This window comes from Mycobacterium sp. NGS34 (assembly GCF_059812845.1).
The window spans coordinates 520,557-540,038 of sequence record NZ_JCALDM010000001.1; the positions used below are offsets into that span (position 1 = coordinate 520,557).

The following is a 19,482-nucleotide window of genomic DNA, read 5'->3' on the forward strand; positions in this document are numbered from 1 at the left end:
GTCCCGAGGCATTGCCTCGGGACCGTTCGGGGGGACAATGAGGTGCGTGGAATGGACCGGCGCGCGCTACGCGGATACCCCGACGGTGGAGGTGTCGGCGTGGATCGACGCCCGCCCCGAGCGGGTCTGGGATCTGGTCTCCGACATCGAGCTGATGCCGACGTTCAGCAACGAGCTGAAAGCGGTGGAATGGGCCGACGGCTCGGACCGGCCCCGCGTCGGCGCCCGCTTTGTCGGGCATAACGAACATGACGCGTTCGGCCAGTGGACCAGCACCTCGCAGATCGTCGCCTGCGATGCGCCGCGCGAATTCGCTTGGGCGGTCGGCGAACCCGACCACCCCTCGGCGACCTGGCGGTTCCGCCTGACGCCGCGTGACGGCGGCACCCTGCTGAGCTTCTGGATGCAGATGGGGCCGGGACGGTCGGGTCTGTCGGTGGCCATCGACTCGATGCCGGACAAAGAAGAAAAGATCGTGTTCGTGCGGATGCGGGAGTTCGAGGCGGCGATCGGCAAGACGCTCGCCGCGATCAAGAGGCTGGCCGAACGCGGAGTGCGCTGATGCGCACCGCGACGACGGTCGAATTGTCCAGCGCCGCACGCGGAGTCGCCGAATTCGCCGTCGAGGCGGAAAAGCTGGGTCTCGACGTTTGCTGGGTGGCCGAGGCCTGGGGCTCCGACGCGCCCTCGGCCCTGGGCTACCTCGCGGCGCGGACCGAGAAGATGCTGCTCGGCTCCGGCATCCTGCAGATCGGCACCCGGTCGCCCGTCCTGGTAGCCCAGACCGCGATCACGCTGTCGAACCTGTCGGGCGGGCGGTTCCTGCTCGGGCTGGGGGCGTCGGGTCCGCAGGTGATCGAGGGCCTGCACGGCGTGCCGTTCGGCCGCCCGCTGGCCCGGATGGCCGAGACGGTAGACATCGTGCGGCAGGTGTTCGCGGGCGGCAAAATCTCGCACTCCGGCAAGGAATTTCAGATTCCCCGAGCAGGGGGTGAGGCCGTGCCCATGCGATTGTCGACCCGGGCCGAACACGCCATTCCGATCTACCTCGCGGCGCTTTCGCCGGCCATGCTGCGGTTGACCGGGCGCATCGCCGACGGGTGGCTGGGCACCAGCTTCGTTCCGGAGGGCGCGGGCGAGGCGTACTTCGCCCACCTCGACGAGGGGCTGGCGGCCGCCGGGCGCGCCCGCTCCGACATCGACATCTGCCAGGGCGCCGAGGTCGCCTTCGCCGCCGACGAGGACGAGCTAGGGGGCATGGTCGCGGGCCGCAAGAAGGAGCTCGCCTTCAGCCTCGGCGGCATGGGGTCGTCGAGCACGAACTTCTACAACCAGGCATACAGCCGGCAAGGCTGGGCCGAGGCCGCGGCCGAGGTCCGCGAGCGCTGGCAGCGGGGCGACCGCGACGGGGCCGCCGGGGTGGTGACCGACGAGATGGTGCTGGCCACCACGCTGATCGGCACCGAGGAGATGGTGCGGGCACGGCTCGCGGTCTGGCGCGACGCCGGCGTCGACACGGTTCGGCTGTATCCGGCGGGGGACACGATGGACGACAGGCTGGCGACCCTGGGGCGGGCCATCGAGCTCGTCCGAGCGACCTAATTCACCTGCGTCGGCGCGTCGGCGACCTTCACCAGCTTCACCTCGGGTCGTTCCGGCACCCCGTCGGCCAGGAACCACCGGAACGCGAGGTTGCCGCGCGGATAGTCCAGGGTGGTCAGTGAATTCGGATGGGTCGTCATGCCCCGGGACAGCACGATCGTCACCGACCCGTCACCGTTGGGCACGGCGCTGCTGCCGTTGACGGAGCACCTGGCGTCGGCCGCGCCGTAGGTGGCCATGAACTGGTTCCACACCACCATGTTCCAGAACCGGCAGGCCGGCGGTCGGTGCGTGATGACCAGCGCCTCGTCGTCGTCGAGCACGAAACTGCCGTAGGAATAGCACGCATCGCGCGCCGACCAGCCGAAGTTGGCGTCGGGAACCTGGTAGGGGTCGGCGAATTCGTTTGCCGCATGGGCCGTCTCGTGCCCGAGCGCGTGCTCGTCGTCCGCCCTGGTGCCGACAGCCAGCGGCACGATGGCGAACATCGTGCGCAGCCACGTCGCCGCCGCCCGCAGGCTCGCGGCGGTCTCGGCATCGCCGTGCCGGATCGGGGCCGGCTCGTCGAGCGCCTCGATGTTCCAGACGACCGGGCGCCCCGTCAGCGGGTCGGCCTGGTAGTCGCGGGTCATCAGCACGGCCGCGTCCGGTGTCGGGGGGAATTCGAAGCTGAAGTTGCCGTCGGCGTCGACGTCGAGGTCGCTGTCGCGGACGATCGCGACGACGCGGTCCGACCACGCGCCGGGCGAGGGTTCGTTGTAGGCCGTGACCGAAAAGTACACGCTGTCACCGCGATTGCCGCTGATGCGGTAGCGCCGCTTCGGGTCCACCGGGCACAGGAAGTAGTAAGCGTCGGTGTTGTCGCCGCCCCACCGGCGGTCGCGCCGGAACGGTGTGTTCACCGCGACGAACTGCGGGCGGCCGGGCTCGGGGAACAGGTAGGCGTCCAGGGCCACGCCCAGTGTGGCGGCGAGCATGCGGTAACCGTCGGCGACGTGGCGATCGTCGGTGACGGCGCGCTCGCCCTCGAGGAAGCCGCGGTCGAGCTCGCCGAGGGTGGCGAGCAGCTCCTGCCACGCGGCCGTCGAGTCGTGCGTCATGCGCTGATTCCCTTCAATAGCAAGGAGGTGGTGCGATCGACCCACGCGTCGTCCAGTTCCTTGGCGCGGGTGAGCAGCGCGACCAGCGTGAGACCCGCGACGGCCTCGGCCAGTTCGGCGGCGCTGACGTCGGCACGCACGTCGCCCCTCATGGCCGCCGCCTGCAGCCACTCGGCGAGGCCGCCGGCGATGACGTCGGCGAACCGCTCCAGCAGCGCCGAATGCAGGGTCGGGTCCGCGGCCATCTCGCCGACCAGGCCCGGCAGTGCCGCCCGCGCGGCCGGCGTCGTCAGGAAAGCCATTGTGCGGCAGACCATTTCGCGCAGGTCATCGGGCGGCGATCCGGTGTCGGGAATTGCCGTCGCGGCGCCGATCGGGAACACCGCCTCGTGCACGAGGTGTGCCTTGCTCGGCCAGCGCCGGTAGATCGCGGGCTTGCTGGTGCCGGCCCGCTCCGCGATGGCGGAGACCAGCAGGCCTGGATAACCGGTTTCCGCGAGAAGTTCGACCGTCGCGCGCAGCACGGCGGCGTCGATACGCGGGTCACGGGGCCGGCCGAAATCTACAACCATTACGAAACTCAGAGTAACATAAGTCGCCGTGACCGATGTCGTTCGCTCCGTTCCCCTCGACGACCTGGCGCTGCCCCGATTCGGCGCCGAGGCTCAGCAAATCCTCGACATGATGGCCACGATGGCCGCGGACTGTCCGCTCGATGCCGACGTCCTGCACTCGCGCGCCAGCGCCGACACCGGCCTGGACGATTTCGGCGCCGACGACTACCGAGAACGACTCGACGTCTACCTCGCCGACCTGCGCGACATCGACGGGCTGCATCCCGCCGGAGCGGTCAACTTCTTCGCTCAGCTGGTGCAGCTGCTGAAGAACCGGCTGCTGCTCACCGACCTACTGCGCCGTCATCCCGAGATCGACGACATCGAGCTGCAGCCGCCGATCGTGATCGCCGGCCTGCCCCGCACCGGCACCACCCACCTGCACAACCTGCTGGCGTCGGCGCCCACCTTCCGCACCATGCCGTACTGGGAAAGCGTCGAACCGTTCCCGCTGCCGGCCGAGGCGGGGATCGAGCCGGATCCACGTCGTACCCGGATGGACGTCGGGGTCGCGGTCATCAACACCGTGATGCCGTATTTCCCGCTGATGCACGAGATGACGACGGACCACGTGCACGAGGAAATCCAATTGCTCGCCAACGACTTCTCGACGATGCTCTTCGAGACCCTCGCCGAGGCCCCCCGCTGGCGGCGCTACTACCAGGCGCACGATCAGACGCCGCACTACCGGTACCTGGCCCGGCAGCTCAAGGTCATGCAGTTCCTGCGCGGCGGGCGGCGCTGGCTGCTCAAGTCGCCGCAGCACCTCGAGCAGGTGCCGGTGTTGGATCGGGTCTTTCCCGGCAGCGTCGTGGTGTTCACCCATCGCGATCCGGTCCCGGTGGCGCTGTCGATGATCGCGATGATCACCTATTCCGCGCGCATGCACCGCTCGCCGGTGCCGGTGCGAGAGATCGCGGAGCAGTGGGTGGACCGCCTGGACGACATGCTTACCGCGCTGGTCCGCGACCGCGACACCATCGGTCCGGACCGCTCGGTCGACATCCGCTTCGACGATTTCATGGCCGACGAGCTCGGTGTGGCGGAGCGGGTGTACGCGCTGGCCGGCGAGCCGCTCCCCGACGAGGCGCGCGCGGCGCTCGACGGCTACCTGGCGGGACATCAGCGCGGCCGGCTGGGGAACGTCGAGACGTCGTACGAGATGTTCGGGTTGACGGAGGACGCCCTGCGGGAGCGCTTCGCGCCATACGTCGACCGGTTCCTGACCTGAGGCGGCGGTCGACTACGTTCTGAATTCATGGTCGCTATGCCCGCGCTGGACGGTGTCGAACACAGGTACGTCGAACTCGGGGATGGCGTGACGATCCACGTCGCCGACGCGGGCCCGGCGAACGGGCCCGCGGTGATGCTGGTGCACGGCTTCCCCCAAAACTGGTGGGAATGGCACGAATTGATTCCCCCGCTGGCCGCCGACGGCTACCGGGTGCTGTGTCCCGACCTGCGGGGCGCGGGCTGGAGTTCGGCGCCGCGCTCCGACTACCGCAAGAACGACATGGCCGACGACCTGGCCGCGGTGCTGGACCGGTTGGGGGTCGCCACCGTGACGCTGGTCGGCCACGACTGGGGTGGGCCGATCTCGTTCATCATGATGCTGCGCCACCCGGAGAAGGTCACCGGGTATTTCGGCATGAACACCGCGGCGCCGTGGTTCAAGAAGGATCTCAAGCTCGCCCGCAATCTGTGGCGGTTCTGGTACCAGATCCCGATCATGCTGCCGGTGATCGGCCCGCGCGTGATCGCCGACCCCAAGGCCCGGTTCTACCGGTTCCTGGCGTCATGGGTCGGCGGGGGCTACTTGGTCCCCGAGGACGCCGTGCGCTTCTACATCGATTGCATGCGCCTACCCGGGCACGCGGTGGCCGGCTCGCGGTGGTATCGCACCTTCCAGAGCACCGAGGTGTGGCGCTGGATGCGCGGCGAGTACGACGACGCCCGCGTCGAGGTGCCGGTGCGCTGGCTCAGCGGGACCAAGGATCCGGTGCTGACACCGGATCTGCTGGACGGATACGCCGACCACATAACCGATTTCAAGGTCGAGCTGGTCGACGGCGTCGGCCACTGGATCGTCGAGCAGCGACCGGAGTTGGTGCTCGACCGGCTGCGCGCGTTCCTTCGCGGCGAAACCTAAACCGCCGCGGCGCTACTCGACGCCGATGGTGACTTCCGTGGACTTGATGAACACGGTCGCGGGCTGGCCGACCGCCAGGCCCAGGTCGACCGCCGCGTCCTTGGTGACCGACGACGTGACGATCTGGTCGCCGCCGTCGAGCTTGACCTTCACGATCGCCATCACGGCGCCGAGGTCGACCTCGGTGATCGTTCCCTTGAGTTGGTTGCGGGTCGATAGCCGCATCGCAGTCCTCCGTCTGTGGGTCTGCGATCGAGCCTAGTGTCGGGGCCCGAGCAGGGCTATGGACGCGTCGACCGCCGGTTCGACGATCCCGCGCACCGGTTTGCCATCCTCGACGGCCAGCGCGGTCAGCTCGCGCAGGCCGCCCAACAGGATCACGGCCAAGGGCGCGGTCAACGGCGGCAGCTCCGCGCGCCGGAATCCCGGGCTCGCGCTGAGGTCGATCAGCAGGCTGGACAACAGCTGCACGCCGCGGCGCTGCACCGGGCGAGCGACCGCACCCAGGGACGGAAGCTCGCGAATCAAGCTCAAGGTGATGGCGGGGCGGGACTCCATGTGTCCGACGTAGGCCTCGACGGCCTGCCGAATCTGGCGGTGCCAGTCGGCCTCGGGGTCCACGGCCGAGGCGATGTTCTCGCCGAGCTTCTCGATGTCGGCCCGCAGCAATTCCAGGAAGCAGTCCTCTTTGCTCGCGAACTGGTCGTAGAAGGTGCGCTTGGACGTGCGGGCGTGGCGCACGATGTCGGCGACCGTGCTGGTCCGGTAGCCGCGCTCCCCGATCGCGGTGGCGAGGCCGTCGAGCAGCCGGAGCCGAAAGGGATCCGATGAAGGGTCGGCCACGACCGCGTCGTCAACCGCTGATGTCACGGGCGCCCCCCCTTCGGTGAATCCCTTGTCAGGCTTGGTACCACAGAGTACCGTATCCGGAAAGGTTTTGGTACACCGCGGTACCGCCCCCGGATCCGGGGGCAGATATGGGGAGCAGCAACGCCATGAGCGACGTCGTCACCGCCCCGCCGGGGGCCCCGGCAGTCAAGCTGCCGCCCTCGGCCCGGATTCCGAAGCTGTTGTGCGGCATCGCCTTCGCCACTTCGCGCCGCGGGATGGTCAAGCGCCTGACGCGCCGCCATGGCGACGTGTTCACGCTCAACATCCCGATCTACGGTCGCGTCGTGATGGTCGGCGACCCGCAGCTGGCCAAGCAAATCTTTACGACCGGCCCCGAGGAGCTCGGCAACATCCAGCCCAACCTGAGCCGCCTGTTCGGCACCGGCTCCGTGTTCGCGCTCGACGGGGACGATCACCGTCGGCGGCGGCGCCTGTTGGCGCCGCCCTTCCACGGCAAGAGCATGAAGAACTACGAGGCGATCATCGAGGAGGAGACGCTGCGCGAGACGGCCAAATGGCCGGAAGGACAGCCGTTCCCGACGCTGCCGTCGATGATGCACATCACGCTCAACGCGATCCTGCGCGCGGTGTTCGGCGCCGATGGCGCCGAGCTCGACGAGCTGCGCCGGCTCATTCCGCCGTGGGTCACCCTCGGTTCGCGGCTGGCCGCGCTGCCGAAACCCGAACGGACATACGGCCGGTTCAGCCCGTGGGGCCGGCTGGCCGAATGGCGGCGCCAATATGACATCGTCATCGACAAGCTGATCGACGACGAGCGGGCGGATCCGAACTTCGCCGAACGCACCGACGTGCTCGCGCTGATGCTGCGCAGCACCTACGAGGACGGCTCGGCCATGTCGCGCAAGGACATCGGTGACGAGCTGCTCACCTTGCTGGCCGCCGGCCACGAGACCACCGCATCCACCCTCGGCTGGGCGTTCGAGCGGCTGACCCGGCACCCCGAGGTGCTGTCCGCCCTGGTCGACGAGGCCGACAACGGCGACCCGGATTGCAATGAGCTGCGCCAGGCGACGATCCTGGAGGTGCAGCGGGCCAGGACCGTCATCGATTTCGCGGCGCGCCGCGTCTATCCGCCAACCTTCCAGCTCGGTGAATGGGTCCTCTCCCAAGGGGATTCGATCATCGTCAGCATCGCGCAGATTCACGACAATCCGGAGGTCTATCCCGACCCGGAGCGCTTCGATCCGCAGCGTTACATCGGGGGCAAGCCGTCCACGTTCGCGTGGATTCCGTTCGGCGGCGGAACCCGCCGCTGTGTGGGGGCGGCGTTCGCCAACATGGAGATGGACGTGGTGCTGCGAACCGTGCTGCGCAACTTCACGATTGAGACCACGACGGCGCCGGGCGAGCGCTGGCACTCCCGCGGTGTCGCCTACACCCCGAAGGACGGCGGGCGCATCGTGGTCCACCGGCGCTAGCCGCAGAGGTCTGAATCAGCTGCCGGCGGCGGCGCGACGCGGCAGCTTCCAGCCGGGACGCACGAAGTGGCAGGTGTACCCGGTGGGGTAGCGCTCCAGGTAGTCCTGATGCTCGGGCTCGGCCTCCCAGAAATCGCCGGCGGGGCTGACCTCGGTCACGACCTTGCCCGGCCACAGGCCCGACGCGTCGACATCGGCGATGGTGTCGAGCGCGATCCGCTTCTGTTCGTCGTCGACGTAGAAGATGGCCGAGCGGTAGCTGGTCCCCATGTCGTTGCCCTGACGGTTCTTGGTCGTCGGATCGTGGATCTGGAAGAAGAACTCCAGCAGCGCGCGATAATCCGTGACCGCCGGGTCATAGACGATTTCGATGGCCTCGGCGTGCGTGCCGTGATTGCGGTAGGTCGCGTTCGGGACGTCGCCGCCGGTGTAGCCGACCCGGGTCGAGATGACGCCGGGTTGCTTGCGGATCAGGTCCTGCATGCCCCAGAAGCAGCCCCCGGCGAGGATCGCCTTTTGAGGATCTGTCATGTTTGCCCCTCCTTGCCGTCCGCCGCCCGCGGTCGCGTGCAACCCGAAGCGCTCCTCCGATTATTCCGCATAGCCGCCGCTGCCCGCCGAACGCGAGCTGTTGGCACCTAGCGGCAGCGAACAATGCTCGACAAACGTCAATAGAACGTGTTCTAGTTTTGGCATGACTACCCCCACGTTCTCGCACAGCGAACTCGCCGCCGCGTTCGAGAAATTCGAGGCAACGGTCGCCCGGGCTGCCGAGACCCGGGACTGGGACGCCTGGGTCGAGCAGTACACGCCGGACGTCGAGTACATCGAGCACGCGGCGGGCACCATGCGCGGCCGCGACGAGGTGCGCGAGTGGATCAAGCAGACGATGACGACCTTCCCCGGCAGCCACATGGTCGCGTTCCCCACGCTGTGGTCGGTCATCGACGAGCCCACCGGGCGGGTCATCCTCGAGCTGGACAACCCGATGCGCGACCCCGGCGACGGCAGCGTCATCAGCGCCACCAACATCACGATCATCACCTACGCCGGCGACGGCCTGTGGAGTCGTGAGGAAGACATCTACAACCCGCTGCGCTTCCTGCGAGCGGGGCTGAAGTGGTGCCGCAAGGCGCAGGCGCTGGGCACCCTCGACGACGACGCGGCGCGCTGGATGCAACAGAACGGCGGTCAACAGTGAGCGCGAAACCCAAGCTGGTCATCGGGGCCAACGGCTTTCTGGGTTCGCATGTGACCCGCCAGCTCGTCGCCGACAGCGCCGAAGTGCGGGTCATGGTGCGCCCGAACGCGAACACCCGCAGCATCGACGACCTCGAGGTCACCCGATTCCTGGGCGACGTCTTCGACACCGACACGGTGCGCGCGGCGATGGACGGCGTCGACGACGTCTACTACTGCGTCGTCGACACCCGCGCCTGGTTGCGCGACCCGTCGCCGTTGTTTCGCACCAACGTGGAAGGCCTGCGCAACGTCCTCGACGTCGCCGTCAAAGAACCCGGCCTGCACAGGTTCGTCTTCACCAGCACCTACGCGACGGTGGGCCGGCGACACGGGCACGTAGCGACCGAAGAGGACGTCATCGAGCCCCGCGGCCTGACCCCCTATGTTCAATCCCGGGTCCAGGCCGAAGATTTGGTGATGCGCTACGTCGCCGACGCCGGGCTGCCCGCGATCGCGATGTGCGTCTCGACGACGTACGGCAGCGGCGACTGGGGAGGCACGCCGCACGGCGCCTTCATCGCGGGCGCGGTGTTCGGCAAGCTGCCCTTCCTGATGAACGGCATCGAGCTGGAGGTCGTCGGCGTCGACGACGCCGCCCGGGCCATGATCCTGGCCGCGGAGCGTGGCCGCATCGGGGAGCGATACCTGGTGTCCGAGCGGATGTTCGCGCTGAACGATGTGGTGCGAATCGCGGCCGACGAGGCCGGCGTGGCGGCGCCGCGACGCGCGATCTCGGTGCCGGTGCTCTATGCCCTGGCCGCGTTCGGCACGCTGCGGGCGCGACTCACCGGCAAGGACTCCGAACTCAGCCTCAAGTCGGTGCGGATGATGCGCGCCGAAGCGCCCGTCGACAGCGGCAAGGCGAGGCGGGAGTTGGGTTGGCAGCCGCGCCCGGTGGAGGAATCGATCCGCGAGGCGGCCCGGTTCTGGGCCGCCATGAAGGGCGCGGCCGGTCGAGCCAAGGCGAAGGACAGCACGGCCGCGCAGGCCGAATAGTCTCGCCCGCGCTCGGTTTCAGTTGGCCGGGCCTCGACGGCAACGTCGTGACGATCGCGTCACCGGCCGTCGCGGACGAGGCGAGATGCAGCGGATGCAGCGGCAGGTCACTCGTCCGCGTCAACGCGGCCTGGTGTTGCAGGATGATGCCTTCGCGCAGCGCCCACGGGCTCACCTGCACGGTCGGGATCTGCAGGTAGCGCAGCGTCTCGAGGGCCACGTCGAGCACTCCGAGTTTCATAGCGAGCGCATACCCCCGGGTGTTCGACCTAAGCAAAGCCGCGGGAAGTCTTGGACCCGGCTTGGTGTTGCAACATGCATTCGTGCGTCTGAGGAGGAACCCATGACCCACCCGGAAATCAAAGAACCGAGCGCCGGGCATCCGATCACCATTGAGCCGACGAGGGGCCGGGTGCAGGTCCGCGTCAACGGCGAGCTGGTCGCGGACACCACCGCGGCGCTGGAGCTGCGCGAGGCGACTTTGCCTGCGGTGCAATATATTCCGATGGGCGACGTGGTCGCCGACCGGCTCACCCGCACCGACACCAGCACCCACTGCCCGTTCAAGGGCGACGCCAGCTACTACAGCGTGACCACCTCGGCCGGGGAAACCGTCGACGACGTGATCTGGACGTACGAGCAGCCCTACCCCGCCGTCGCGGCGATCGCGGGGCACGTCGCCTTTTACCCGAACAAGGCCGAGATCAGCGTCTCGGCTCAGTAGGGAGTCCAGCCCGGGAGCGCGGCCTCGTGCGCCCGGGTGTCGCTGTAGAGGCGCATCGAGACAATCAGTCCCTCGCGGGTGTCGAAGATGCACACGAATGGGCTGTCATATGCGACCCCGCCGACAGTGGTGCCGCTGGCGTGGGCCTCCACGACGACCGTGTCTCCTTCGTTGACACAACGCACCAAGTCGATGGTGAGCTCAAGGTCTTGTTTGCGCCGCTCCGTCGCCCGCCGGAACGTCTGCTTGTCGCACGCCGTGCGCGTGGCGAGGGTCCAGTAGCTGAAGTCGTCGCTGAGCAGCGCGAAGCCCTCATCGAGGTCCCCGCCCTCGGTCGTGCTCTGCAGGAACATCCAGGCCAGTTCGCCCTGCGGGTCGTCGAACGGCGTCGCCACATCGCAATATTGTCTTGGGACACAGTTACCGGTCAATCAGGGCGGTCCGGAGGATCTCGGTGAACAGCGCGCGCACGGTCACATTCCCCGGGGCGGCAAGCTTCGGGCACACCCTGGCGCCCCTGCGCCGCGGCCCGCGCGACCCGTGCTTCCGGCTGCCCGGCGACGGCACCATCTGGCGAACCAGCCTGCTGGCCAGCGGGCCCGTCACGGCGCGGATCAGTCGCGCCGCCGCCAACGCGGCCCATTGCGTGGCCTGGGGCGGCGGTGCGCAGGAATTCCTCGACACGCTGCCGGCGATGCTGGGTGCCGACGACGACGCCTCGGACTTCGAGCCGCGCGACCCCGTCGTCGCCGCCGCCCACCAACGCGTGCCGCACCTGCGGCTGGGCCGCACCGGACGAGTGCTGGAGGCCCTGATCCCGGCGATCATCGAGCAGCGGGTGCCCGGCGCCGACGCATTCCGCTCCTGGCGCGTCCTGGTGTCCAAGCACGGAACCCCGGCGCCCGGGCCGGCGCCGGCCGGGATGCGGGTGCCGCCCTCGGCCGAGGCGTGGCGACACATCCCGTCGTGGGAGTTTCATCGCGCCAACGTCGACCCGAGGCGGGCGCAGACCGTGGTGAGTTGTGCGCGACGGGCGGCCTCGCTGGAGCGGCTGGTGTCGCGCCCGGCGGAGCAGGCCCGCCGGGCCTTGACGTCGCTACCGGGAGTCGGCGAGTGGACCGCGGCCGAAACCGCGCAGCGCGCGTTCGGTGACGCCGACGCCGTGTCGGTGGGCGACTATCACATCCCGAAGATGATCGGCTGGACGCTGCTGGGCCGCCCCGTCGACGACGCCGTGATGCTCGAGCTGCTCGAACCGATGCGCCCACACCGCCACCGAGTGGTGCGGCTGCTCGAGGCCAGCGGGCTGGCATACGAGCCGCGGCGCGGCGCCAGGCTACCGGTGCAGCAAATCCACACGCTCTGACCCGCGGTGTTTTCCGGGTGGGCCATCGGGTACTCAGCAGGACAAGTACGCGAACCGCAGGGAAGGAAGCTAGGGAAAAAGCAATGACTCAGTTCACTATTCCGGGATTGACCGACAAGCAGGCGGCGCGACTGACCGAACTGCTGCAAAAGCAACTGAGCACCTACAACGATATGCATCTCACGTTGAAGCACATCCACTGGAACGTGGTGGGCCCGAACTTCATTGGCGTGCACGAGATGATCGATCCCCAGGTGGACGCGGTGCGCAACTACGCCGATGACGTCGCCGAACGCATTGCGGCGCTTGGGGCTTCGCCGCAGGGCACGCCGGGCGCGATCATCAGGGATCGCTCGTGGGACGACTATTCCGTCGGCCGCGACACGGTCCAGGCGCATCTGGCGGCCCTGGACCTGGTCTACAACGGCGTCATCGAGGACATCCGCCAATCGATCGACGAGACGGACGAACTCGACCCGGTGACCCAGGACCTGTTGATCGGGCAGGCGGGACAACTCGAGAAGTTCCAATGGTTTGTCCGGGCGCATCTGGAAAGCGCGGGCGGCGCGCTTGCCCACGAGGGCACCAGCACCGAAAAGGACGCCGCGAGCACCGCGCGACGTGAGTCCTAGCTATCCGGCCGTGCGCGTTCGGCCTCGGCCGTTTCCCGGTTCAGCCGCTGCGCCTCGTAGATCGTGACGTTGCTGCGCGACAGCACCATGGCCGCTATCCCGACGGCGAGGATCGCGCCGGGCACCACCGAAAACGAGCCGGTCATCTCCGCGACCATGAGCATGATGGCCAGCGGCGCGCGCGCCACGCTGCCGAAGCACGCCATCATGCCGACCACGACGAAGATGCCCGGCTGGTGCGGCACCCCGGGCAGGCCGGACAGCTCGCCCAGCCGCCAGACCGCGGCCCCCACGAAGGCGCCGATCACGATCCCCGGCCCGAACAGCCCGCCGGATCCGCCGGTGCCGATCGATAGCGATGTGGCGACGATCTTGGCGATCGGCAGGACGACGACGACCCACAACGGGATCGCCATCAGCGACGTGCGGTCGGCCGCCAGCTGGGCCCAGCCGTAGCCGCTGCTCAGGACCTGCGGGAGCGCCAGTCCCAGCAGCCCCACGAGCAGGCCGCCCAGCGCCGGCTTGAGCACGGCCCCGCCGGGCAGCCGGTGGGCGAGGCGCACGGTGGTGTGGAAGGTCCGGGCATACAGGTAGCCGACCGCCGCCGCGACGAGGCCGATGACCACGAACCACAGCAGCGGCCAGGCCTTCTCGAAGCGATACTCGGCGTCGATGTAGCCGAACAGCGGGTCGAAGCCGAGGAAGGCCCCGAGCACCGCGTAGGCCGTGCCCGAGGTGATGAAGCCGGGCAGCAGGTAGCGGTACTCGAAGTCGTCGCGGTAGGGAATCGACGCGGCCAGCACCGCCCCACCGAGGGGCGCGGCGAAGATCGCGCCGATGCCCGCGCCGATGCCCAACGCCACCGCCGTCCGGCCGTCCTCGTCGGAGAGGTTCAGCCGCCGGGTGAGCAGCGAGGAGAAGCCGGCCGAGATTTGCGCGGTCGGGCCCTCGCGCCCGGCCGAACCGCCCGAGCCGATGGTCAGCGCGCTCGCCGCCATCTTCACCAGCACCGCACGGAAGCGGATGGCGCGGGGATCGCCGTGGACGGCCTCGATGGCTTCGTCCGTGCCGTGCCCGGTGGCCTCCGGGGCCAGCTTCGCCACGATCAATGCGGACAGCAGCGCGCCGCCCGTCGTCACCAACGGGATCGCCCACGGCCGGCTGAAGCCCGTCGACCCGTGGGCGCCGCCCTCCCCGGCGGGCGTCGGGATGTGATAGCCGGCCAGGTAGCCGAGCAGAAACTCGGCGGTGTACTTCAGTGCGAAGTAGAAGACGACGGCCCCCAGGCCCGCGATGACGCCGATGATGACGCCCAGCAGCAGCCACTTTTGCAGGTAGCCCGACTTGCGGATCGAGGCCCCGAAGCGCCCGCCGGCGGTGCGGGCGGGGGCCTCCGCCGGTTCGCTCACGCCGCGCGCCTGACCCCGAGCATCACGTCATCTTATGCAGCGCCGCCGCCGCACGCCGGGGAATAACCGGACCAGAGTCCAGTTATATGGGTATCCGTTACCGAGGAGGTAAAAGTGCCCGCTATAACCGCAAATACATTGACGCTGCCGCGCGTGGGCGCCGCAGGTCCCGCCGAGTCCGAACGACCGGTCCGGTCGATCACCAAGGGCCCGCGCGGCTACGAGGGCGAGGGTTTCCCGGTGGTCCGGGCGTTCGCCGGGATCGACGCCGCCGCGCTGGATCCCTTCGTGCACATGGACCAGATGGGCGAGGTGAATTACCAGCCGGGCGAACCGAGGGGGACCGATTGGCATCCGCATCGCGGGTTCGAAACGGTCACCTACATGATCGACGGGAAGTTCGCGCACCAGGATTCGCACGGCGGCGGCGGCCTGATCACCGACGGCGCGACACAGTGGATGACGGCGGGTTCGGGCATCCTGCACATCGAGACGCCGCCCGCCGAGTTGGTCGAGAGCGGCGGCGTCTTCCACGGCGTGCAGCTGTGGGTGAATTTGCCCAAGCGGGACAAATTCGCGGCGCCGCGGTATCAGGCCATCGAGGGCGGCGACGCGGGCTTGGTCGCGTCGGACGACGGCGGTGCCCTGGTGCGCATCATCGCCGGCGAGATCGACGGTAACCGCGGCCCCGGGATCACCCACACGCCGATCACGCTGGCCCACGCGACGATCGAAGGCGGCGCCCGGCTCAACATTCCGTGGCGGCGCGATTTCAACGCACTGGTCTACGTGCTGTCCGGCAGCGGATACGTCGGTCCGGTGCGGCACCCGATCCGCTCGGGGCAATTGGCCGTGCTCGGGCCGGGCGACCGGATCACCGTGGGGGCCGACCGGCAGCCGATCGATGTGTTGTTGCTGGGCGGTCAGCCGATTCGTGAGCCGGTATTCCACTATGGGCCTTTCGTGATGAACACCCGCGCCGAATTGGTCCAGGCGCTGCAGGACTACCAGGCCGGAAAATTCGGCAGCATTCCGCCAAATGCTTTAATGCCACACCGCGGCGGTGGCACACTCTAGAAATGCCGCAAACGGCGAGTCGCCGGCCGGGACGTCCGCCCGCCGCAAAGGCGGACGAGACGCGCCAGCGGATCATGCAGGCGGCTCGCCTGGTGTTCGCCGAGCGGGGTTACGACGGCGCGACGTTCCAGGCGATCGCCGCGCGCGCCGACCTGACCCGACCGGCGATCAACCATTACTTTTCCACCAAACGGGTCCTGTACCGGGAGGTGCTGAAACAGACGAACGCGCTCGTCATCGGGGCCGGCATTCGACAGGCGGAGAGCGAGACCACGCTCACCGGCCGCCTCACGGCGTTCATCACCGCCGCGGTGCGGGCAAACTCCGACAACCCCGCCGTCTCGGCGTTTATGATCGCCGCGGTGCTGGAGTCGCAACGGCATCCGGAATTAAGCGGAGCCGAAATTGATTCGGTCAAAATTAGCCGCGAATTTCTGACGTCGGCGGTCAACGATGCAATCGAACGCCGGGAGGTCGCCCCGGATATCGACGCGTCCGCATTGGTCGAGACGCTAATCGTCGTGCTCTGCGGGGTCGGGTTTTACGCCGGCTACATCCGCAGCTATGAGGAGATCCTGGCGATCAGTGACGTGCTGCGCCGGCTGCTGGAAGGCGCGCTCTGGCGTCCGGAGAGCTGACCGGCCGGGCGCAGTGAAATTGCGCACAAAGCGTATAGGCTAACTAACTTATTCGGTAGCATGGGCCCGTCATGACTGATGTGGACGCCTCCCTACCGCCTTCCCTTCGGACCGACGGCGACAGCTGGGCGATTACCGAACTCGTCGGCGCCACGGCGCTGGGTGTTGCGGCGGCGCGCGCCGCGGAAACCGCCGGACCGGAACCGCTGATCCGTGACGAGTTTGCCCGCCTTTTGGTGTCGTCGGCCGGTACCGCGTGGGAACGGCTGGCCGACGCCGAGCTGGCCTGGCTCGACGGGGATCCGCAGGGACAACGCGCGCATCGGCTCGGCATCGACTACCAGGCGGTGCGCACCCACTTCTTCGACGACTACTTCGGCGAGGCCGTCAGCGCCGGGATTCGGCAGGTCGTGATCCTGGCCGCCGGGCTGGACTCGCGGGCCTACCGGTTGAACTGGCCGGCCGGCACGGTGGTGTACGAGATCGACCAGCCCAAGGTGCTGGAGTACAAGACCCGGACCCTGGAGGAGCACGGCGCGGTTCCGACCGCCACTCGGCGGCCCGTTCCGGTGGATCTGCGTGACGATTGGCCCGCGGCCCTGACCGCCGCCGGCTTCGAGCGCACCCAACCGACCGCGTGGCTCGCCGAGGGGTTGCTGCCGTATTTGCCCAGCGACGCCCAGGACCGGCTGTTCGAAACGTTCACTTCGCTCAGCGCGCCGGGCAGCCGGGTCGCCATCGAGGCGTTCGGCATGAACAAGCGCAGCAATTCGCAGCGCTGGCGGCGGATGCGGGAGCGGCTCGGTCTGGACGTCAACGTGCAGGCCCTGACCTACCACGAGCCCGATCGCACCGACGCCGTTGCCTGGCTGGCCGACCACGGTTGGCAGGTGGACGCCGTGAACAACCGCGACGAGATGGCCCGATTGGGCCGCCCCATTCCCGACGACCTGGCCGACGAGGCCGTGAGCAGCACGCTGCTGCGCGCGCGTCTCGGCGGGTTGAACAGCTGATTAAGGAGCAAGCAACGCTATGAGCTCACTGCGCACCCACGACGACACCTGGGACATCAAGACCAGCGTCGGCAGCACCGCGGTCATGGTGGCCGCGGCCCGCGCCGTCGAGACCGAACGGCCCGACCCGCTGATCCGTGACCCGTACGCCCGGCTGCTGGTCAGCAACGCCGGCGCCGGCGTCTTGTGGGAGGCCATGCTGGACCCGGAGATTGCGGCCAAGGTCGAGGCCCTCGACGAGGATTCCGCGGCCCACCTGCACCACATGCGCGGTTACCAGGCCGTGCGCACGCACTTCTTCGACACCTTCTTCACCGACGCCGTCGCCGCCGGGATCCGCCAGATCGTCATCCTGGCGTCGGGGCTGGACTCGCGCGCCTACCGGCTGGACTGGCCGGCCGGCACCACGGTGTACGAGCTCGACCAGCCCGAGGTTCTGGCCTACAAATCCACCACGCTGGCCGAGAACGGCGTGAGCCCCTCCGCGGATCGCCGCGAGGTGGCCATCGACCTGCGCCAGGACTGGCCGGCGGCATTGCGCGCCGCGGGCTTCGACCCGACGCAGCGCACCGCGTGGCTGGCGGAGGGGTTGCTGATGTACCTGCCCGCCGAGGCCCAGGACCGGCTTTTCACCCTGATCGGCGAGCTGAGCCCGGCCGGCAGCCGGGTTTCGGCCGAAACCGCACCCAACCACGCCGAAGAGCGGCGGCAGCTGATGCGGGAACGCTTCAGGAGGGTGGCCGACGAGATCGGCCTGGAGGAGACCGTCGACGTCGGGGAGCTGATGTACCGCGACGACAACCGCGCGGACGTCGCGCAGTGGCTCAACGAACACGGCTGGCGCGCCACGGCGGAGCACTCGATCGACGCGATGCGCCGGCTCGGCCGCTTGGTCGAGAACGTGCCGATGGCCGACGACAACGACGCGTTCTCCGACTTCGTCGTCGCGGAACGTTTGTAGACGCGCTTCCGCACGAGCGGCCGTTCACGAACACCTTCGTGACGGCAACCGAACCCTGAGCTAGGGCGGATCCTTCCTCACGCTCTCCCAACCGGATGGTTAGGATCGCGGTTATCACCGATGAGCGGCCACCCGCACCGTAGCGGGCGACTCTGCTCGGGAAGGACAATGATGACCACCGAATCGGTTGCACAGAAGGCCCCGGAATCCACGAACGGCGCGCCAGCTCAGACGGTCGACATCGCCGGCACGGTGGCCCGGCTCCGCAAGACATTCGCCTCCGGGCGCACCCGCGACATCGAGTGGCGCAGGCAGCAGTTGCTGCAACTGCAAAAGTTGATGGAGGAGAACGAGGAGGCGATCAGCGCCGCTCTCGCCGCGGATCTGGACCGCAACAAGTTCGAGTCGTTCATCGCGGACATCGCCACGACCGCCGGTGAAGCGAAGTTCGCGGCCAAACACCTGCGGAAGTGGACGCGGCGCCGTTACCAACGGCTGGAGCTGCCGCAGCGGCCCGGGCGCGGCTGGATCGAGTACGAGCCCTACGGCACCGTGCTGATCATCGGCGCCTGGAATTACCCGTTCTACCTGACGCTGGGTCCGGCGGTCGGGGCGATCGCCGCCGGGAACGCCGTCATCCTCAAGCCGTCGGAAATCGCGGCCGCGTCGTCGAAATTGATGGCCGAGCTGGTGCCGCGCTATCTCGACAGCGACGCGATCGCGGTCGTGGAGGGCGACGGCGCGGTGAGCCAGGAACTCATCGCGCAGGGCCTGGACCGCCTGATGTTCACCGGCGGCACCGAGATCGGCCGCAAGGTGTACGAGGGCGCGGCGCCGCACCTGACCCCCTGCACGCTCGAGCTCGGCGGCAAGAGCCCGGTGATCGTGGCCGCCGACGCCGACGTGGACGTCGCGGCCAAGCGCATCGCGTGGATCAAGCTGCTCAACGGCGGGCAGACGTGTGTCGCGCCCGACTACGTGCTGGCCGACGCGAAGATCCGCGACGAGCTCGTCGACAAGATCGGCGCGGCCATCACCAAGATGCGCTCCAAGGAGAAGCACGGAATTCGCATCGTCAACCAGCGCCAGTTCGACCGGATCAGCGGTTACCTTTCGGACGGGGACGGCAAGGTCACCGTCGGCGGCGGCTGCGACGCGTCGACCCTGCGCATCCAGCCGACGGTCGTCGTGGATCCCGACCCGGACGGCCCGCTGATGCAGAACGAGATCTTCGGGCCGATCCTGCCGGTGATCACGGTCCAGTCTCTCGACGACGCAATACGTTTCGTCAACTCGCGGCCAAAGCCGTTGTCCGCGTACCTGTTCACCAAGGCGCGCGAGGTCCGGGAGCGGGTCATCAAGGAGGTGCCCGCCGGCGGCATGCTGGTCAACCACCTGGCGTTCCAGGTGTCGACGGCCAAGCTGCCGTTCGGCGGCGTCGGCGCCTCCGGGATGGGCGCCTACCACGGACGGTACGGGTTCGAGGAGTTCAGCCACCGCAAGTCGGTGCTGACCAAGCCGACCCGGCCCGACCTTTCCAGCTTCATCTACCCGCCGTACACGGAGCGGGCCTTCAAGATGGCCCGCAGGATGTTCTGATCATTCGAATCACTTGCTAGGCAGTACTTT

At 68.4% G+C, this 19,482-nt stretch carries 22 protein-coding genes; 15 read left to right on the forward strand and 7 right to left on the reverse strand.

Translation table 11 applies throughout. From position 1 onward, the window contains the following. Positions 1 to 37 precede the first annotated feature (37 nt). Entirely contained in the window at positions 38 to 562 is a 525-nt protein-coding gene (locus AC5Y7V_RS02565) for an SRPBCC family protein (protein WP_499878474.1), read from the forward strand. Continuing rightward, positions 562 to 1,602: an LLM class flavin-dependent oxidoreductase gene (locus AC5Y7V_RS02570; protein WP_499878475.1), complete on the forward strand. Its 1,041-nt coding sequence runs from the start codon at positions 562 to 564 to the stop codon at positions 1,600 to 1,602. Before AC5Y7V_RS02565 ends, AC5Y7V_RS02570 begins: the two co-directional genes overlap by 1 nt. On the opposite strand, the gene AC5Y7V_RS02575 is transcribed toward AC5Y7V_RS02570, so the two are convergent. Beyond that, positions 1,599 to 2,702, reverse strand: a complete 1,104-nt coding sequence (locus AC5Y7V_RS02575) for a DUF1214 domain-containing protein (protein WP_499878476.1) — start codon at positions 2,700 to 2,702, stop codon at positions 1,599 to 1,601. The genes AC5Y7V_RS02570 and AC5Y7V_RS02575 overlap by 4 nt on opposite strands. Next, on the reverse strand, positions 2,699 to 3,274 hold the full coding sequence (locus tag AC5Y7V_RS02580; RefSeq protein WP_499878477.1) for a TetR/AcrR family transcriptional regulator: 576 nt from the start codon (positions 3,272 to 3,274) through the stop codon (positions 2,699 to 2,701). Before AC5Y7V_RS02580 ends, AC5Y7V_RS02575 begins: the two co-directional genes overlap by 4 nt. A 28-nt stretch (positions 3,275 to 3,302) precedes the next feature. Between AC5Y7V_RS02580 and AC5Y7V_RS02585 the strand changes: the two genes are divergently transcribed. Then, entirely contained in the window at positions 3,303 to 4,547 is a 1,245-nt protein-coding gene (locus AC5Y7V_RS02585; RefSeq protein ID WP_499878478.1) for a sulfotransferase family protein, read from the forward strand. A gap of 27 nt (positions 4,548 to 4,574) precedes the next feature. Next, a complete protein-coding gene (locus tag AC5Y7V_RS02590; RefSeq protein WP_499878479.1) occupies positions 4,575 to 5,465 on the forward strand; it encodes an alpha/beta fold hydrolase in 891 nt (296 codons plus the stop codon). Between the two features lie 12 nt (positions 5,466 to 5,477). Here the strand turns inward: AC5Y7V_RS02590 and AC5Y7V_RS02595 are convergent, their stop codons facing one another. Together AC5Y7V_RS02595 and AC5Y7V_RS02600 are read right to left on the reverse strand one after the other, a co-directional pair. Continuing rightward, a complete protein-coding gene (locus AC5Y7V_RS02595; RefSeq protein ID WP_067157920.1) occupies positions 5,478 to 5,690 on the reverse strand; it encodes a TOBE domain-containing protein in 213 nt (70 codons plus the stop codon). Between the two features lie 33 nt (positions 5,691 to 5,723). Beyond that, positions 5,724 to 6,308 (reverse strand): TetR/AcrR family transcriptional regulator, encoded by a 585-nt coding sequence (locus AC5Y7V_RS02600; protein ID WP_499878903.1) that lies wholly within the window; start codon positions 6,306 to 6,308, stop codon positions 5,724 to 5,726. Between the two features lie 152 nt (positions 6,309 to 6,460). Here AC5Y7V_RS02600 and AC5Y7V_RS02605 point away from each other — a divergent pair, with 152 nt between their 5' ends. Next, positions 6,461 to 7,795, forward strand: coding sequence for a cytochrome P450 (locus tag AC5Y7V_RS02605; protein WP_499878480.1), 1,335 nt, complete (start codon positions 6,461 to 6,463; stop codon positions 7,793 to 7,795). A 15-nt stretch (positions 7,796 to 7,810) separates the two neighbouring features. Here the strand turns inward: AC5Y7V_RS02605 and msrA are convergent, their stop codons facing one another. After that, positions 7,811 to 8,326, reverse strand: a complete 516-nt coding sequence (gene msrA / locus AC5Y7V_RS02610; RefSeq protein WP_499878481.1) for a peptide-methionine (S)-S-oxide reductase MsrA — start codon at positions 8,324 to 8,326, stop codon at positions 7,811 to 7,813. Positions 8,327 to 8,489: 163 nt separating this feature from the next. On the opposite strand from msrA, the gene AC5Y7V_RS02615 reads away from it, so the two are divergent. The 3 genes from AC5Y7V_RS02615 to AC5Y7V_RS02625 all read left to right on the forward strand — a co-directional run bounded on the left by AC5Y7V_RS02615 (position 8,490) and on the right by AC5Y7V_RS02625 (position 10,757). Beyond that, positions 8,490 to 8,996, forward strand: coding sequence for a nuclear transport factor 2 family protein (locus AC5Y7V_RS02615; protein ID WP_499878482.1), 507 nt, complete (start codon positions 8,490 to 8,492; stop codon positions 8,994 to 8,996). Next, a complete protein-coding gene (locus tag AC5Y7V_RS02620) occupies positions 8,993 to 10,033 on the forward strand; it encodes an NAD-dependent epimerase/dehydratase family protein (protein ID WP_499878483.1) in 1,041 nt (346 codons plus the stop codon). Before AC5Y7V_RS02615 ends, AC5Y7V_RS02620 begins: the two co-directional genes overlap by 4 nt. Before the next feature lie 343 nt (positions 10,034 to 10,376). Next, positions 10,377 to 10,757, forward strand: a complete 381-nt coding sequence (locus AC5Y7V_RS02625) for a DUF427 domain-containing protein (protein ID WP_499878484.1) — start codon at positions 10,377 to 10,379, stop codon at positions 10,755 to 10,757. Here the strand turns inward: AC5Y7V_RS02625 and AC5Y7V_RS02630 are convergent. Continuing rightward, entirely contained in the window at positions 10,751 to 11,152 is a 402-nt protein-coding gene (locus AC5Y7V_RS02630; protein ID WP_499878485.1) for a nuclear transport factor 2 family protein, read from the reverse strand. The two genes, AC5Y7V_RS02625 and AC5Y7V_RS02630, sit on opposite strands and share 7 nt — an antisense overlap. Before the next feature lie 59 nt (positions 11,153 to 11,211). On the opposite strand from AC5Y7V_RS02630, the gene AC5Y7V_RS02635 reads away from it, so the two are divergent. Both AC5Y7V_RS02635 and AC5Y7V_RS02640 read left to right on the forward strand, forming a co-directional pair. Beyond that, positions 11,212 to 12,123: a DNA-3-methyladenine glycosylase family protein gene (locus tag AC5Y7V_RS02635; RefSeq protein WP_499878486.1), complete on the forward strand. Its 912-nt coding sequence runs from the start codon at positions 11,212 to 11,214 to the stop codon at positions 12,121 to 12,123. A gap of 83 nt (positions 12,124 to 12,206) precedes the next feature. Beyond that, complete coding sequence (locus AC5Y7V_RS02640; RefSeq protein WP_499878487.1) at positions 12,207 to 12,755, forward strand: Dps family protein; 549 nt, start codon at positions 12,207 to 12,209, stop codon at positions 12,753 to 12,755. On the opposite strand, the gene AC5Y7V_RS02645 is transcribed toward AC5Y7V_RS02640, so the two are convergent. After that, entirely contained in the window at positions 12,752 to 14,164 is a 1,413-nt protein-coding gene (locus AC5Y7V_RS02645; RefSeq protein ID WP_499878488.1) for a chloride channel protein, read from the reverse strand. The genes AC5Y7V_RS02640 and AC5Y7V_RS02645 overlap by 4 nt on opposite strands. Before the next feature lie 114 nt (positions 14,165 to 14,278). Between AC5Y7V_RS02645 and AC5Y7V_RS02650 the strand changes: the two genes are divergently transcribed. The 5 genes from AC5Y7V_RS02650 to AC5Y7V_RS02670 all read left to right on the forward strand — a co-directional run bounded on the left by AC5Y7V_RS02650 (position 14,279) and on the right by AC5Y7V_RS02670 (position 19,452). Then, on the forward strand, positions 14,279 to 15,241 hold the full coding sequence (locus AC5Y7V_RS02650; protein ID WP_499878489.1) for a pirin family protein: 963 nt from the start codon (positions 14,279 to 14,281) through the stop codon (positions 15,239 to 15,241). A gap of 2 nt (positions 15,242 to 15,243) precedes the next feature. Then, entirely contained in the window at positions 15,244 to 15,879 is a 636-nt protein-coding gene (locus tag AC5Y7V_RS02655; RefSeq protein WP_499878490.1) for a TetR/AcrR family transcriptional regulator, read from the forward strand. Between the two features lie 71 nt (positions 15,880 to 15,950). Continuing rightward, positions 15,951 to 16,892 (forward strand): class I SAM-dependent methyltransferase, encoded by a 942-nt coding sequence (locus AC5Y7V_RS02660; RefSeq protein ID WP_499878491.1) that lies wholly within the window; start codon positions 15,951 to 15,953, stop codon positions 16,890 to 16,892. 19 nt (positions 16,893 to 16,911) lie between these two features. Beyond that, a complete protein-coding gene (locus tag AC5Y7V_RS02665; RefSeq protein WP_499878492.1) occupies positions 16,912 to 17,853 on the forward strand; it encodes a class I SAM-dependent methyltransferase in 942 nt (313 codons plus the stop codon). 168 nt (positions 17,854 to 18,021) lie between these two features. Beyond that, positions 18,022 to 19,452, forward strand: coding sequence for an aldehyde dehydrogenase family protein (locus AC5Y7V_RS02670; protein ID WP_499878493.1), 1,431 nt, complete (start codon positions 18,022 to 18,024; stop codon positions 19,450 to 19,452). Positions 19,453 to 19,482: the final 30 nt, after the last annotated feature.